The sequence below is a fragment of the Kocuria sp. CPCC 205231 genome (assembly GCF_040980965.1).
Lineage (GTDB): Bacteria > Actinomycetota > Actinomycetes > Actinomycetales > Micrococcaceae > Kocuria > Kocuria rosea.
Map to the genome: position 1 here is coordinate 122,937 of NZ_JAVKPP010000007.1, position 14,470 is coordinate 137,406.

Genomic DNA, 14,470 nt, shown 5'->3' on the forward strand with positions numbered 1-14,470 from the left:
CGGGGGTGCTCAGCCCTGGTCGTCGCCCTGGTCGTTCGGGGGGCGGAGTCCGTCGTAGATCTCCTTGCAGGTCGGGCACACCGGGAACCGCTGCGGGTCGCGGCCGGGGACCCAGACCTTGCCGCACAGGGCGATCACGGGCTCGCCGGAGAGGGCGGACTCCATGATCTTCTCCTTGCGCACGTAGTGCGCGAAGCGCTCATGGTCGCCCGGCTCCTGGAGCTCCCTGGTCTCCTCGCGCTCGATCGTCGAGGTGCCCCCGGCCGGCTGCGCCGGATCGGCACCGTACGGGGTGTCGTCCGGGCCGTTCGTCGGGGTGCCGGTGGTCGCCGCTGAGACATGCATGGGCGCCAGTTTACCCCGTCCCCGCCGACCCCCGTGCGCCGGGAGCGCCCGTCCCGCTCAGCGGAACTGGGCGACCTCCTGGAGCAGCTCGGGGGCCCGCCGGTCGTACCAGCGCCCGCCGAGGACGATCCCGCCCCAGCACAGCAGCGGGCCGAGCACCGCCCCGGCGGCCAGCCCCGCCCAGCCCCACACGGGGTCGCCGGTGAAGACCTGCACGAGGAGGGGGACGGCGGCCGGCAGCACGAGGACGAGGATCAGCCCCAGCGCCACGAACTGGACGAGGACGTTCAGGACGGTGAAGCCCTGCGGCGTCTTCAGCGGGGACGCGCCCGGCGGGGCCACGGGGTAGGTGTACCGGGCGGACATCACCGAGGACAGGCCCGCCCCGCCCAGCAGCGCCAGCAGCGCGGTGCCCGCGACCCCGGGCAGCAGCTGCCACCGGCCCTCGACCGCGAACGGCAGCAGCAGCCCGGCCGCCGTGAGCGGCACGGCGATCACGAGCAGCGCGAGCACCCGGCCCGCGCGGTCGTGGACGCCCCGCACACCGGTGAGGACGTGCAGGTGCAGGGCGGTGTTGTCGTAGGACACGTCGCCCGAGATCTGGTACGCGAGCAGCGCCGCGATCATCGGGCCCAGGGCGTAGAGGAGGACGCCGCCTCCCTCCGGGTCCCGGGAGAACCACATGAGCACGGCGAGGGCCGGGATGACGAGCAGACCGGCCGAGTAGCGGGGGTCCCTGACCCAGTAGACCAGGCACCGGGCCGCGACGGCCGCCCACGGGCGCCGGGGCGCGAGGTCGAGGAGCCCCGCGCCGGCGGCCCCCTCGCGGGGGGCCGCGGTCCGCCCGCCGGCCGTGCTGGTGAGGGCCCGCTCCTGCGCGACCCGCCAGACGAGGACGAGGACGACGACGGTCAGGACCGTGACGGCCAGCCGAGCGGCGGCGGAGCCCCACCGGCCGGCGGCGACGTCGGCCGGGACCGCCCAGACGGCTCCGACCGGTGTCCACGCGAGCACGCCGGCGTACTGCGGCAGCCGGTCCCACAGCCGCTCCAGCCCGCTCAGCAGGCCGGTGAGGATCGGGCCGAGCAGCACCAGGGCCACGAGCGCGGCCAGCGAGACCAGCTCCGTGAGGCGTCGGCGGCGGCCGAGACCGACGGCGAGGGCGGTGACGCAGCGGGATCCGGTGACCACGAGGGCCAGCGCGAGCGGCACGCACAGGAGGGCCGCGAGCAGCGCGGCCGCGGACGAGCGCCAGGAGCTCACCGTGGCGAGGAGCGCCACGACGGTGAGCGCACCCGGCACGCCGACGACCGCGCCGAGGGCCTGGCCCCACTGCACCTGGCCCACGGACAGGGGCAGGAGGGCGAGGCGGGCCGGGTCCAGCGTGGCGTCGGCCCGCGCCGCGAGGATGGGCAGCAGCCACCAGGCCAGCACGGCCGCCGACCCGGCCAGCACGAGCACGGTGCGCACCAGGGACAGGTCCTGACGGCCCAGCAGGAACAGCGCGACCACGGCCAGGCCCAGCAGGAACACGAAATAGGCGGCGCCCAGCACGGTCCCCACGAGCACCCAGGTGCTGCGGGTGAGGGTGTTGACGAGGATCCTCGCCTTGAGGCCCACGAGGCGCCCGGCCAGGGCGGCGGTGCCCGCCCGGGCGGGGGCGAGGCCCTCCGGGGCCGGGGCGAGCTCCGGGCTCACTCCGGGCGCAGCCACGGCAGGCCCTCCCCCGTCTCCCGGCGCCCGCCGACCAGTTCGACGAACCGGTCCTCGAGCGTGGCCCCGGCCCGGACCGCGTCGACCGTCCCGGCGGCCAGCACCCGGCCGCGGTCCATCACGGCGACGTGGTCGCACATCCGCTGCACGAGGTCCATGACGTGGCTGGAGACGACCACGGTCCCGCCGGCGGACACGAAGCCGTGCAGGATCTCGCGGATGTTCGCCGCCGAGACGGGGTCGACCGACTCGAACGGCTCGTCGAGGACGAGCAGGCTCGGGGCGTGGATGAGGGCGCCGGCCAGCGCGATCTTCTTGGTCATGCCGGCGGAGTAGTCCTGGACCTGGGTCCCGGCGTCGGCCGTGAGGTCCATGGCCCGCAGCAGGTCGTCGGTGCGCTCGGCCACGACGTCCCGGTCCATGCCGCGCAGCAGGCCGGCGTAGGTGACGAGCTGGCGTCCGGTGAGCCGGTCGAACAGGTGCAGTCCGTCCGGCAGCACGCCCATGAGCTGCTTGGCCCGCCGGGGCTCGGCCCAGACGTCGACACCGGCCACGCGGGCGCTGCCCGCCGTGGGGCGGAGGAGTCCGGTCGCCATGGACAGCATCGTGGTCTTGCCGGCGCCGTTGCGTCCCACGAGGCCGAAGAAGGAGCCGCGGGGGACGTCGAGGTCCACGCGGTCCACGGCGACCTTGGCCTCGGGGGTGCCGGGGCGGCCGAAGACCCGGACGAGCCCGCGCACGCTCAGCGCCGGCGGCCCGCCGGACGGGGGCGCCGGGGTGTCCGGCGCGGGGGCGCCGGTCCGTTCCGGGGCGGCCTGCGGGAGGTGCTGGTGGCTCATGCCCCCAGCGTAGGCAGGCGGGACCGGGCGCGCCTCCGGCGCGCGGCGGAGCCCGCCCCGCCGGCGCGCGGGATGCGCTCCACCGTGCGGCGGAGGACGCGCCCCGCGCGCCGGCGGACGGTGGCCGTGCGGGCGGGGCGGTCAGGGGGGGCGTCAGGGGCGGGGGCTCAGAACAGGGCGCGCATCAGGGCGCCCCGGGCGGTCACCGTGCGCGGGTCCTCGGCGCCCACCACGTCGAAGAGCTCGAGCAGGCGCAGCCGGACGGCGTCCCGCTCCTCCCCGGCGGTGCGCCGCACCAGGTCCAGCAGCCGGCGAAAGGCGTCCTCCACGTGGCCGCCCGAGACGTCGAGGTCGGCGACGGCCAGCTGCGCCGCCACGTCCTCCGGGGCGGCGGCGGCCTCGGCGCGGACCGTCGCGGCGTCCAGCGGCAGCACCCGCTGGAGCAGGTGCACCTGGGCGAGGGCGAGCTTCGCCTCCCGGTCCCCGGGGTTCTCGGCGATCGCCTTCCGGTAGGCGGCCTCGGCGGCGTCGACGTCCCCGGCCTCGAGGGCGTCCACGGCCTCCTGGTGCAGCGGGGGCAGGGGCTCCGGCTCGTCGTCGGGGCGGACGGGCTCCACGGTGCCCGTGATCCCGTTCTGCTCGGCGAGCGCGAGCAGCTCGTCCAGCAGCTGGGTCACCTGCTCGGCCGGGACCGTGGAGTTGAACAGCGGGACGGGCCGCCCGCCGAGCAGCGCCACCACGGTGGGCACGGACTGCGCCTGGAACATCTGCGCGATCTCGGGGACCGCCTCGGCGTCCACGGAGGCCAGCAGGAGCCGTCCCCGGTAGCGGTCCACGACCTGCTCCAGGGTGTCGGTGAACGCCACGGACTGCTCGCTGAAGCGGGCCCAGAGGGCGAAGACCACGGGGACCCGGGTGGAGAGCTCGGCGACCTCCTGGAAGTCCGCCGCCGTCACCTCCCGGCGGTACCCGCCCGGCCGGCCCTCCCCCGCGGGCTGCCCGCCCGGCCCGGCGGCGGGCACGGCGCCCAGGTCCACCGCGCCCCGCACCGACGACGGGAGCGGGGCCTCCTGCGGCGGCGGAGCGGTCTCGGCGGTGCGGCGGGGCTGCTGGTGCTGGAACTCGTTCACGGGGCGTCTCCTGAGGGCTCGTCGACGGGCACGGCGGTCCGCTGGGCCGTCGGTGTCGGGGCGGGATCGGTGGTCCGGTCCGCCGGGCCGGGGCCGCGGCCGGCGGCGGGACGGCGCCCGGCGGGCGCCGCGGGTCTTCCACGATTATCGGCCGCCGGGGGCGGCTCGGCCACCGGTGCGCCCGCGTGTCCGCTCCCGGCGTGACGCCGTGACGGCGGCCGCGCCGGGCGGGGCCGGGCTCAGCGGCGGGTGCGCCAGCAGCGCTCGTGCCAGTGGCGGCGGTCCTCGAAGGCGCTGCGCGCCCCCAGCAGGGAGTCCTGCTGCCAGACGACCAGGTGCGCGATCCCCGGCGGGATCGACCGGCCGCAGCCGGGGCAGGTGTAGGTCTTGACCGCGTTGGCGGGCCGGACGTGGCGGACCAGCCAGTCCCCGTCCGTCGAGCGCTCCACCGTGGGCGCCGGCTCCAGGACGCGTTCGACCGACCACGGCTCCTGGGCGGCGCCGCGCTGCCACTTGCTCGCGCGCGGGCCGCTGCCGGGGCCGCCGTGGCGGCGTCGGGAGGAGTGGTTGGAGCGTGGCACCGCGCCATCGTCTCACAGCGGGGGCCTCCGGGTCCGGGCCGGGTCCCGCGGAGCGCTAGGCTGGTCCGCGTGCGTCTTGTCATTGCCGATTGCTCCGTCGACTACGAAGGGCGTCTGCGCGCCCACCTGCCCGCCGCCCGGCGTCTTCTCCTCGTGAAGGCGGACGGTTCCGTGCTCGTCCACTCGGACGGCGGCAGCTACAAGCCCCTGAACTGGATGAGCCCGCCCGCCCGCCTGCACGTCGGCGAGCCGGAGGCCGAGCTCGCGGCCGAGGGCGTGCTGCAGACGTGGACCGTCCAGGCCGCCAAGAGCGATGACCGCCTCGTCATCCAGGTGTTCGAGATCCACGAGGACGTCTCCCACGAGCTGGGCACCGACCCCGGGCTGGTGAAGGACGGCGTCGAGGCGGACCTGCAGCGCCTGCTCGCCGAGCAGATCCACCGCCTGGGCTCGGGGCACACCCTGGTCCGGCGCGAGTACCCCACCGCGATCGGGCCCGTGGACATCCTGGCCCGCGACGCCGCCGGTGCCACCGTGGCGGTCGAGCTCAAGCGCCGCGGCGACATCGACGGCGTCGAGCAGCTCACCCGGTACCTCGAGCTGCTCAACCGGGACCCCCTCCTGGCGCCCGTGCGCGGGGTGTACGCCGCCCAGCTCATCCGGCCCCAGGCCCGGGTGCTCGCCGAGGACCGGGGCATCGCGTGCCTGACCCTCGACTACGACGAGATGCGCGGGCTCGACGACAGCGGCTCGCGCCTCTTCTGAGCCCACTCCTGCGGGCCCACCGGCGCGGGCCCGGGTCCGCGCCGGGCGCCGCCGGGGTCACGCGCTCGGCGAACAGCCCGCAACACGCGATGATCAGCAGGCGAACAACGTTGACCGCCCCCGGGGAGTGTGTGAAGCTGAACGTGTTCTTCGTTCCATGTTTTGCATGCTCGCAGAACGGGTAAGCGAGCGTGACGTTCGACCCTGGCCCTGGTCCTCCTCCTTCGGGAACGGAGACCGCGGCCCTCGGCTCATCTCGTGGTACCGCCCTTCCGTGCACGACCTGTGCACACGTTTCGCACCATCTCGCAAGGAGAGATCTTCATGGCCCAGGGCACCGTCAAGTGGTTCAACGCCGAAAAGGGCTTCGGCTTCATCACCCCCGACGACTCCGACTCGGACGTCTTCGTCCACTACTCGGAGATCCAGTCGGGCGGCTTCCGCACCCTCGAGGAGAACCAGCGCGTCGAGTTCGAGATCGGCCAGGGCCAGAAGGGCCCGCAGGCCACCGGCGTCACGCTCATCTGATCCGCTTCCCGCGCACCGGCTGAGCACGGAGCCCCGCACCCGTCCCGGGTGCGGGGCTCCGTCGTGCCGGCGTGCTCAGTACGCGGTGCCGACCAGGTGCCGTTCGACGGCGGCCCCCGCGGCCCCGAGCTGCTCGACGAAGTGCTCGTAGCCGCGGTCGACGTGCTGGACGCCGCTCACGTCGGTGGTGCCGACGGCGGCCATGCCCGCGATCACGAGGGCCGCGCCCGCCCGGATGTCCATGGCCTCCACCGGCGCCCCGGAGAGCACCGGCATCCCCGCCACCAGGGCGTGGTGGCCGTCGAGGCGCACGCTCGCGCCCAGCCGTTCGAGCTCGGCCGTGAAGCCCCAGCGGGCCTCGAAGACGTTCTCCGTGACCATGCCGGAGCCCTCGGCCACCGCGTTGAGGGCCACCACGAACGGTTGCAGATCGGTGGGGAAGCCCGGGTACGGCAGCGTGGACACGTTGATCGCCCGCGGCCGCCGCGGTCCGGCGACCACGAAGCGGCCCCCGTCCGTGTCCACGCGGCAGCCCGCGGAGCGCAGCTTGTCCAGCACCACGGTCAGGTGGCCGGGCTCTGCGCCCTCGATCTCCACCGTCCCCCCGGTCACGGCCGCGGCGAACGCCCAGGTGCCCGCGACGATCCGGTCGGGCACCGTCCGGTGCTCCACCGGGCGCAGGGACGCCACCCCGGCGACCGTCACGGTGCTCGTGCCGAGCCCCTCGATCCGGGCGCCCATCGCCTGCAGCATCCGCCCGATGTCCACGATCTCCGGCTCGCGGGCCGCGTTGTCGATGACGGTGGTGCCCTCGGCCAGCGTCCCCGCCATCATGAGGTTCTCCGTGGCGCCCACGGAGGGGTAGTCCAGGCGGAAGTGCGTCCCGCGCAGGCTGCGCGGCACGGACGCCACGAGATAGCCGCGCTCGATCTGCAGCACCGCGCCCATCGCCTCGAGGCCCGCCCGGTGCATGTCCAGGCCGCGGGAGCCGATGGCGTCCCCGCCGGGCAGGGCGACCTCGGCCACGTGGCACCGGGCGACCAGCGGACCGAGCACGGAGATCGACGCGCGCATCGCCCGCACCAGGTCGTAGTCCGCCTGGTGGTGCAGGACCGCCGGGACGTCGATGCGGACGGTCTTCTCGGCGCGCTCGTAGACCACCCCGCAGCCGAGCCGGCGCAGCAGCTCCGCCATGATCGTGACGTCGTGGATCTCGGGGACGTTCGTGATGGTCGACTCGCCCTCGGCCAGCAGGGTCGCCGCCATCAGCTTCAGCACGCTGTTCTTCGCGCCGGAGACGCGCAGGGTGCCGTTGACCGCGGTGGGTCCGTGCACGACGATCTTCTCTTCCATCCACTCTCCTGGGCGGTCTCGCCGGGGTCCCTGCGGGGCCCCGGGTACGGCCGCGGCCTCCGCACCGGTGGTGCGGAGGCCGCGATGTGCTGGGCGCGCGGGGCGGGGCCCCGCGCGGACGGGCGGGATCAGGCGGCGGCGGCGCCGGGCAGCTCCACGTTGTCCGCCACGATCGTCACCCGGTCGTTGTCGACGAACACGAAGCCGGCGTCGATCGTGCCCTCGAGCCGGGAGCCGTCCACGGGGTCCACCGCGAAGTCGCCGGGCTTGAGGATGCCGGCCACGGCCTCGTGGCCGGGCAGGATACCGATGTCGCCCTCGGACGTGCGGACCCGCACCATCCGGGCGGTGCCGGTCCACACGGCCTGCTCGAGGGAGACGATTTCGACGATCATCTCAGCCATGACTACTTGCCACCGGTCCGCTTCTTGATCTGCTCCCACTGCTGCATGACGTCGTCGAGACCGCCGACGTTGTAGAACGCCTGCTCCGGCACGTGGTCGAACTCGCCCTCGCAGATCTTCCCGAACGCCTCGATGGTCTCGGCGAGCGGGACCGTGGAGCCCTCGACACCGGTGAACTGCTTGGCGGTGTAGGTGTTCTGGGAGAGGAACTGCTCGATGCGGCGCGCGCGCGAGACGACGACCTTCTGCTCCTCGGAGAGCTCCTCGACGCCGAGGATCGCGATGATGTCCTGCAGCTCCTTGTTCTCCTGCAGGATCGACCGGACGCGGATCGCGACGTCGTAGTGCTCCTGGCCCACGATCTGCGGGTCGAGGATGCGCGAGGTCGAGGTCAGCGGGTCGATCGCCGGGTACAGACCGCGGGAGGCGATGTCACGGGAGAGCTCGGTGGTCGCGTCCAGGTGGGCGAACGTCGTGGCCGGGGCCGGGTCGGTGTAGTCGTCGGCGGGCACGTAGATCGCCTGCATCGAGGTGATCGAGTGGCCGCGGGTCGAGGTGATGCGCTCCTGGAGCACGCCCATCTCGTCCGCCAGCGTCGGCTGGTAGCCCACGGCGGAGGGGATGCGGCCCAGCAGGGTCGACACCTCCGAGCCGGCCTGGGTGAAGCGGAAGATGTTGTCGACGAAGAGCAGCACGTCCTGGTTCTGCACGTCGCGGAAGTACTCCGCCATCGTGAGCCCGGTCAGGGCCACGCGCAGACGCGTTCCCGGCGGCTCGTCCATCTGGCCGAACACGAGGGCGGTGTCCTTGAGGACGCCCGCCTCCTCCATCTCGACCCAGAGGTCGTTGCCCTCACGGGTGCGCTCGCCCACGCCGGCGAAGACCGAGGTGCCGCCGAAGTTGCGGGCCACACGCGTGATCATCTCCTGGATGAGCACGGTCTTGCCCACGCCGGCGCCGCCGAACAGGCCGATCTTGCCGCCCTTGATGTAGGGGGTCAGCAGGTCGATCGACTTGATGCCGGTCTCCATCATCTCCGTGGAGCCCTCGAGCTCCGCGAAGGACGGCGCCTTGCGGTGGATCGGCCAGCGCTCGGTGATCTCCAGGGAAGAGGTCTCGACGTCGAGGGCCTCACCGAGGACGTTGAAGATGTGGCCCTTGACCACGTCGCCCACGGGCACGGAGATCGGCTCGCCGGAGTCCTTGACCTCGGTGCCGCGCACCAGGCCGTCGGTCTGCTGCAGGGCGATCGCGCGGACCATGTTGTCGCCCAGGTGCTGGGCGGTCTCGAACGTGATCGTCCGCTTCTCGCCGTTGAGCTCGTACTGGGCGGTCAGGGCGTTGTAGATGCCGGGCACGGCGTGCTCGGGGAACTCGACGTCGACGACCGGCCCGATGACCCGGGCGATGCGTCCCGTGGCACCGCCCGAGACCGGCTGCCCGGCCTGTTCGCTGATGGTGGCAGTCATATCTCTCACTTCACTTGTTCGTGGTGGACACTTGCTGGATCGCCGGGACGGCCCGTCACAGGGCCTCGGCGCCGCTCACGATCTCGGTGAGCTCGGTGGTGATCTCGGCCTGGCGGGCGTTGTTCATCAGGCGCGTGTACTTCTTGATGAGGTCGTCGGCGTTGTCGCCGGCCGCCTTCATCGCCCGCTGCCGGGCCGCGAGCTCGCTGGTGGCTGCGTGCGCCAGGCTCGCGAAGAGTCGGGCGTCGATGTAGCGCGGCAGGACGGCGTCGAGGAACTCCTCGGGGTTCGGCTCGAACTCGAAGGTGCTGTCGGGCTCCTCCAGCTCCTCGAACTCCCGGGCGACCTCGTCGGTCAGCGCGTTGGCGTCCACGACCTCGAGCGGCAGCAGCCGGAGCACCCGGGGCTCCTGGACGACCATCGACTGGAACGACGTGTAGACGAGGTGGATCTCGTCGACGCCGCCGTCCTCGTACGCGGTCTCCAGGTCCTCGATCAGCACCTTGCGCAGCTCCCGCGCACGGTCCGGCCGGGCGTTGTCCGTGTCCCCGGTCCAGTTCCGCTCGTACGGACGGCTGCGGAAGTCGAAGTACGCCTGGGCCTTGCGGCCGATCAGGTAGACCTTGGTCTCCTTGCCCTCCCCGTGCAGCAGCTCCAGCAGGCCCTCGGCCTCCTTGAGCACGTTGGACGAGTAGGACCCGGCCAGACCGCGGTCCGAGGTCATGATCACCACGGCCGACCGGCGCACCTCGTCGGCCCTCGTGGTCAGGGCATGGGAGACGTTGTGCTGGGTGGCGACCTGTGAGACCGCCCGGGTCAGCGCGTTCGCGTAGGGACGCGCCGCCTGCAGACCCTGTCGGGACTTGTTGATGCGCGAGGTCGCGATCATCTCCATGGCCTTGAAGATCTTCTTCATGGACTTGGTCGACGCGATCTTGTTCCGGTAGACCCGAATCTGCGCTCCCATGTGACTTCCTTTCGTCACCGTGCCCGGTGCGCCGCCGCGGCGGCGCACCGGACCGACCGGTTACTTCCTGACGATCCGTTCCTGGTCGACCGCGGACGCGTCGAGGGGCTCGTGCTCCTCGTGGCCCGGCTCGATCCCGTGCTTGGTGCCCCGGAAGTCCCGCTTGACCTCGGCGACGGCCGTCTCCAGCGCGGCGACGGCGTCGTCCTCGAGCTTGCCGGAGCCGACGATGGAGTCCATCACGTTGGTGGTGCGGCGCACGTGCTCCAGCAGGGCCTGCTCGAAGTCGAGCACGTCGGCGACCTCCACCTCGTCGAGGTGGCCGTTGGTGCCGGCCCAGATGGACACGACCTGGTCCTCGACCGGGTACGGGGTGTACTGCTTCTGCTTCAGCAGCTCCATCAGCCGGGCGCCGCGGGTCAGCTGCTGCCGGGACGCGGGGTCCAGGTCGGAGGCGAACATCGCGAAGGCCTGCATCGAGCGGTAGGACGCCAGCTCGAGCTTCAGCGTGCCGGAGACCTTCTTCATGGCCTTGACCTGCGCGGCGCCGCCGACGCGGGACACCGAGATGCCCACGTCCACGGCCGGGCGCTGGTTGGCGTTGAACAGGTCCGACTGCAGGAAGATCTGGCCGTCGGTGATGGAGATGACGTTGGTGGGGATGAACGCCGAGACGTCGTTGGCCTTCGTCTCGATCATCGGCAGCCCGGTCATCGACCCGGCGCCCAGCTCGTCGGAGAGCTTGGCGCAGCGCTCGAGGAGGCGGGAGTGCAGGTAGAACACGTCGCCCGGGTAGGCCTCGCGTCCCGGCGGGCGGCGCAGCAGCAGCGAGACCGCACGGTAGGCCTCGGCCTGCTTGGACAGGTCGTCGAAGACGATGAGGACGTGCTTGCCGCCGTACATCCAGTGCTGGCCGATGGCCGAGCCGGCGTAGGGGGCGAGGTACTTGATGCCCGCGGCCTCGGAGGCGGGGGCCGCCACGATGGTCGTGTACTCCAGGGCCCCGTTGTCCTCGAGGGTCTGGCGCACGCCGGCGATGGTGGACGCCTTCTGGCCCACGGCCACGTAGATGCAGCGCACCTGCTTGTTGACGTCGCCGGACTCCCAGTTGGCGCGCTGGTTCAGGATGGCGTCCACGGCGATGGCCGTCTTGCCCGTCTGCCGGTCGCCGATGAGGAGCTGGCGCTGACCGCGGCCGATCGGGATCATCGCGTCGATGGCCTTGATGCCGGTCTGCAGGGGCTCGTGGACCGACTTGCGCATGGTCACGCCGGGCGCCTGGGTCTCGAGGGCGCGGCGGCCCTCGGCCTCGATGGGGCCGAGGTCGTCGATGGGCGTGCCCAGCGGGTCGACCACGCGGCCGAGGAAGGCGTCGCCCACGGGCACGGAGAGGACCTCCCCGGTCCGCTGGACCTCCTGGCCCTCCTCGATGCCGCGGAAGTCGCCGAGGATCACGACGCCGATGTCGCGGGTGTCGAGGTTCTGCGCGAGGCCGAGCACGCCGTTCTCGAAGCGCAGCAGCTCGTTGGCCATGACCGAGGGCAGGCCTTCGACCCGCGCGATGCCGTCGGAGGCGCTGCTGACGCGGCCGACCTCGGTTCGTTCTGCGGTGCCGGGCTCGTAGGACGCGGCGAATTCGCTCAGCGCGCTACGGACGTCGTCGGCATTGATGGTGACTTCGGACATGTCCTGTCCCTGCTCTCCTAGTTCGTGATCACTGCCGTCAGCGGTGACCGTGAGTCCAAATCTGTGGCGGAACGCTGCGCTGGTCCACCGGCTGCTGCCGTTCGGCCGGTGGGGCGCCCGCCCGCGGCGGCGGCGTGGGCGCCCCCGGCGCTCAGGCGCCGATCCGCTGGCGCAGCTCGTCGAGCCGGGCCGCGACGGAACCGTCGATGACCTCCTCGCCGACCTGCACCTTGAGCCCGCCGAGCAGCGCCGGATCGACGTCCACGGTGAGCTTGAGGTCCTTGCCGTACAGCGAGTTCAGCTGCTGCTGCAGCCGGCCGCGCTGGTCCTCGGTCAGCGGTCGCGACGTGGTCACGTGCGCGATCCACCGCTGCCGGCGGGCCGCCACCTCCTCCGCGAAGCGCTCGACCAGACGGCCGACCAGGGCTCCGCGCGGCGAGAGCACGGCCTGCTCCACGAGGAGCAGTGCCTCGTCCGAGGCGCCCGGGGTCAGCCGGTGCGCCAGTCGCGTCTTGGCCTCGACCCCGGCGCGCTGGTCGCTGAGGGCGCGCTGCAGCTCGTGCGAGCCGTCCAGCACCCCCTTGAACGCGATCAGCTGGTCCACGACCTGCTCGAGGCCCTGGAGTCCGGCGCGGTTCTCGGCGGACGCCGCGGTGAGGGACACCCCGGCGTGCTCGAGGGCGTCGGCGAACTCGCGGTCGTCGCTCCAGCGCCGACCGGCGAGGTGCGCGACGATCTCCACGGCGTCCGGGGAGACCTTGTCGGCGAAGATCCGGCGCACGACCTGCTCGCGCCGCGGCCCCTCGTAGGAGGGGTCGGCCAGCGCGCGCCGCAGGGCGCCGTTCTCGTCGAGGATGGCGAGCACGGCGAACAGCTCACGGGCGAGCGCGGGGCTGGCGGAGCCGGCCCAGCGCTCGACCTCACGAGCGCTCTGCTGGGTGAATTCGTTCGCTGCGTCTGCCATTACCGCGCCGCACCTGCGTTCCGCTCCTGCTCCTGCTCGAGGTCGGCGAGGAAACGGTCGACCACCCGGTTGGACCGGGCGTCGTCGTCGAGGGACTCGCCCACGATCTTCGCCGCGAGCGTGGTCGCCAGGGCGCCCACCTCGTTGCGCAGGGAGACCACGGCCGCCGAGCGCTCCGCCTCGATGGTGCGGTGGGCATTCTCGGTGATGCGCGCCGACTCGGCGTTCGCCCGGTCCTTGAAGTCCGCGAGGATCTTCTCCCCCTCGAGGCGGGCCTCCTCGCGGATCTTCTGAGCTTCCAGGCGCGCGCTCTCGAGCTGCTGGTTGTACTCGTCGCGGGCGGCGGCGGCCTCGGCCTGCGCGGCCTTCGCCTTGGCCAGGCCACCTTCGATGGCCTCGGTGCGCTCACGGTAGACCCGCTCGAACGCCGGCACGACGAACTTGACGACGAGGAAGAGCAGGATCAGGAACCCGATGCCGGTGATCAGCATTTCCCAGACGTTGGGGAAGAGGGGGTTCGCCCCTTCCTCGGCTGCCAGCAACAGTGTCATGTGCGCGATTCCTGTTCTCTCAGAAGGACGTGTACTTGGTCAGGCACTCAGGCGATGAACGCGAGCACGAAGCCCAGAATCGCGAGGGCCTCGACCACGGCGAAGCCGAAGAACAGCATCGGCTGGAGCACGCGCTGCGACTCGGGCTGGCGGGCGACGGACTGCATGTACGCGGCGAAGATCAGACCCACGCCGATGCCACCGCCGATGGCAGCCAGACCGTAACCAATAGCGCTGAGCGAACCAGTCATGAGGGGTATTTCCTTTCTAGGTGCCCGGGGGCCGGGCGTCGTAGCCGTGTCGGCTCTGAACATTTCGAGGATGGACTGCGGGGTCCGGCCGGGGCCGGGGCTGCTCCACCGGCGTCAGTGGCCCTCTTGCAGGGCACCCTGGACGTACACGGCGAAGAGGAGGGTGAAGATGTAGGCCTGGAGGACCTGGATCAGGATCTCCAGGAAGTAGATGAACACGCCGAGCACGGTCGAGCCCAGGGCGACGACGCTGATGGCGCTGGCCTGGGAGAGCAGGTAGCCCGTCATGGACGCCGCGACCATCAGGGCGAGGTGACCGGCGAACATGGTGGCGAACACACGCAGGGCGTGCGTGACCGGGCGGATGATCAGGTTCGAGAGGAACTCGATCGGGATGAGGAAGATGTAGAGCAGCTTCGGGACGTCCGGCGGCATGGTCATCTTGCCCATGAAGCCGCCGAGGCCGTGGCGCTTGATGCCCATGAAGACCCAGGTGACGTAGGCGATGCCGGCCAGGACGTAGGCGGAGCCCGCGTGGGAGAGGGTCGGCAGCTGCAGCACCGGGATGGAGCCGAACAGGTTGTTCACCAGGATGAAGAAGAAGAACGTGAACAGCAGCGGGACGTAGGGGCGGAACTCCTTCTCACCGATGATGTCCCGGCCGAGGTGGTTGCGCACGAACCCGTAGCCGCTCTCCGCGAGGTACTGCGACTTCGACGGGACGAGCGCGTTGCGGCGGATGGCCCACATGAAGAAGCCGGCGATCAGGACGACCGACAGGAGGATCAGCAGCGTCTGCTTGCCGAACTCGAAGGTGCCCAGCGCGAAGAACGGCGGCAGGTGCATCTCCTCGACGGTCGGGGCGGTGAATCCTCCGGTGGCGGGGAGCCTGATGAGGGCGGCGTTCAATGCGGGTCCTTTCTG

The 14,470-nt window shown here is 72.1% G+C and carries 16 protein-coding genes; 2 read left to right on the plus strand and 14 right to left on the minus strand.

What is annotated here, in order from left to right; all coding sequences use genetic code 11:
- Window positions 1–9 precede the first annotated feature (9 nt).
- The 5 genes from RF640_RS09325 to RF640_RS09345 form a co-directional block, all read right to left on the minus strand.
- Window positions 10–345 (minus strand): DUF3039 domain-containing protein, encoded by a 336-nt coding sequence (locus RF640_RS09325; RefSeq protein ID WP_035928859.1) that lies wholly within the window; start codon window positions 343–345, stop codon window positions 10–12.
- A 57-nt stretch (window positions 346–402) separates the two neighbouring features.
- On the minus strand, window positions 403–2,058 hold the full coding sequence (locus RF640_RS09330; RefSeq protein WP_277619388.1) for a hypothetical protein: 1,656 nt from the start codon (window positions 2,056–2,058) through the stop codon (window positions 403–405).
- Window positions 2,040–2,897 (minus strand): ABC transporter ATP-binding protein, encoded by an 858-nt coding sequence (locus RF640_RS09335; RefSeq protein ID WP_035928856.1) that lies wholly within the window; start codon window positions 2,895–2,897, stop codon window positions 2,040–2,042. The genes RF640_RS09330 and RF640_RS09335 overlap by 19 nt, the downstream gene beginning before the upstream one ends.
- Window positions 2,898–3,064: 167 nt before the next feature.
- Window positions 3,065–4,027, minus strand: a complete 963-nt coding sequence (locus tag RF640_RS09340; protein WP_017833250.1) for a tetratricopeptide repeat protein — start codon at window positions 4,025–4,027, stop codon at window positions 3,065–3,067.
- A 239-nt stretch (window positions 4,028–4,266) separates the two neighbouring features.
- Window positions 4,267–4,608, minus strand: coding sequence for an ATP/GTP-binding protein (locus RF640_RS09345; RefSeq protein ID WP_368827576.1), 342 nt, complete (start codon window positions 4,606–4,608; stop codon window positions 4,267–4,269).
- A gap of 69 nt (window positions 4,609–4,677) precedes the next feature.
- On the opposite strand from RF640_RS09345, the gene nucS reads away from it, so the two are divergent.
- Window positions 4,678–5,373, plus strand: a complete 696-nt coding sequence (nucS, locus tag RF640_RS09350) for an endonuclease NucS (RefSeq protein ID WP_031282930.1) — start codon at window positions 4,678–4,680, stop codon at window positions 5,371–5,373.
- A 324-nt stretch (window positions 5,374–5,697) separates the two neighbouring features.
- Entirely contained in the window at window positions 5,698–5,901 is a 204-nt protein-coding gene (locus RF640_RS09355; RefSeq protein WP_017833253.1) for a cold-shock protein, read from the plus strand.
- Between the two features lie 75 nt (window positions 5,902–5,976).
- On the opposite strand, the gene murA is transcribed toward RF640_RS09355, so the two are convergent.
- The 9 genes from murA to atpB all read right to left on the minus strand — a co-directional run bounded on the left by murA (window position 5,977) and on the right by atpB (window position 14,455).
- The gene (gene murA, locus RF640_RS09360; RefSeq protein WP_017833254.1) at window positions 5,977–7,254 is read right to left on the minus strand and encodes a UDP-N-acetylglucosamine 1-carboxyvinyltransferase; all 1,278 of its coding nucleotides are present in this window, start codon (window positions 7,252–7,254) and stop codon (window positions 5,977–5,979) included.
- 128 nt (window positions 7,255–7,382) lie between these two features.
- The gene (locus RF640_RS09365) at window positions 7,383–7,658 is read right to left on the minus strand and encodes a F0F1 ATP synthase subunit epsilon (protein WP_031282932.1); all 276 of its coding nucleotides are present in this window, start codon (window positions 7,656–7,658) and stop codon (window positions 7,383–7,385) included.
- Window positions 7,659–7,660: 2 nt separating this feature from the next.
- Window positions 7,661–9,127: a F0F1 ATP synthase subunit beta gene (gene atpD, locus RF640_RS09370; protein ID WP_017833256.1), complete on the minus strand. Its 1,467-nt coding sequence runs from the start codon at window positions 9,125–9,127 to the stop codon at window positions 7,661–7,663.
- A gap of 55 nt (window positions 9,128–9,182) precedes the next feature.
- Entirely contained in the window at window positions 9,183–10,094 is a 912-nt protein-coding gene (locus RF640_RS09375) for a F0F1 ATP synthase subunit gamma (RefSeq protein WP_017833257.1), read from the minus strand.
- A gap of 60 nt (window positions 10,095–10,154) precedes the next feature.
- Window positions 10,155–11,780: a F0F1 ATP synthase subunit alpha gene (gene atpA, locus RF640_RS09380; protein WP_017833258.1), complete on the minus strand. Its 1,626-nt coding sequence runs from the start codon at window positions 11,778–11,780 to the stop codon at window positions 10,155–10,157.
- Between the two features lie 151 nt (window positions 11,781–11,931).
- Complete coding sequence (locus tag RF640_RS09385) at window positions 11,932–12,744, minus strand: F0F1 ATP synthase subunit delta (RefSeq protein ID WP_095651711.1); 813 nt, start codon at window positions 12,742–12,744, stop codon at window positions 11,932–11,934.
- Window positions 12,744–13,295 carry a F0F1 ATP synthase subunit B gene (locus RF640_RS09390; protein WP_031282934.1) on the minus strand — a complete coding sequence of 184 codons (552 nt, stop codon included), beginning with the start codon at window positions 13,293–13,295 and terminating at the stop codon, window positions 12,744–12,746. The genes RF640_RS09385 and RF640_RS09390 overlap by 1 nt, the downstream gene beginning before the upstream one ends.
- Window positions 13,296–13,342: 47 nt before the next feature.
- Window positions 13,343–13,546: an ATP synthase F0 subunit C gene (gene atpE, locus RF640_RS09395; protein ID WP_017833261.1), complete on the minus strand. Its 204-nt coding sequence runs from the start codon at window positions 13,544–13,546 to the stop codon at window positions 13,343–13,345.
- Window positions 13,547–13,660: 114 nt separating this feature from the next.
- Window positions 13,661–14,455, minus strand: coding sequence for a F0F1 ATP synthase subunit A (atpB, locus tag RF640_RS09400; protein ID WP_017833262.1), 795 nt, complete (start codon window positions 14,453–14,455; stop codon window positions 13,661–13,663).
- Window positions 14,456–14,470 lie beyond the last annotated feature (15 nt).

Excerpts from the sequence above, each read along its gene's own strand:
- RF640_RS09385 (WP_095651711.1), bottom strand. The coding sequence starts at position 12,744 with ATGGCAGACGCAGCGAACGAATTCACCCAGCAGAGCGCTCGTGAGGTC.
- RF640_RS09325 (WP_035928859.1), bottom strand. The coding sequence starts at position 345 with ATGCATGTCTCAGCGGCGACCACCGGCACCCCGACGAACGGCCCGGAC.
- RF640_RS09365 (WP_031282932.1), bottom strand. The coding sequence starts at position 7,658 with ATGGCTGAGATGATCGTCGAAATCGTCTCCCTCGAGCAGGCCGTGTGG.
- RF640_RS09390 (WP_031282934.1), bottom strand. The coding sequence starts at position 13,295 with ATGACACTGTTGCTGGCAGCCGAGGAAGGGGCGAACCCCCTCTTCCCC.
- atpA (WP_017833258.1), bottom strand. The coding sequence starts at position 11,780 with ATGTCCGAAGTCACCATCAATGCCGACGACGTCCGTAGCGCGCTGAGC.
- RF640_RS09335 (WP_035928856.1), bottom strand. The coding sequence starts at position 2,897 with ATGAGCCACCAGCACCTCCCGCAGGCCGCCCCGGAACGGACCGGCGCC.
- RF640_RS09375 (WP_017833257.1), bottom strand. The coding sequence starts at position 10,094 with ATGGGAGCGCAGATTCGGGTCTACCGGAACAAGATCGCGTCGACCAAG.
- RF640_RS09355 (WP_017833253.1), top strand. The coding sequence starts at position 5,698 with ATGGCCCAGGGCACCGTCAAGTGGTTCAACGCCGAAAAGGGCTTCGGC.
- atpE (WP_017833261.1), bottom strand. The coding sequence starts at position 13,546 with ATGACTGGTTCGCTCAGCGCTATTGGTTACGGTCTGGCTGCCATCGGC.
- atpD (WP_017833256.1), bottom strand. The coding sequence starts at position 9,127 with ATGACTGCCACCATCAGCGAACAGGCCGGGCAGCCGGTCTCGGGCGGT.
- murA (WP_017833254.1), bottom strand. The coding sequence starts at position 7,254 with ATGGAAGAGAAGATCGTCGTGCACGGACCCACCGCGGTCAACGGCACC.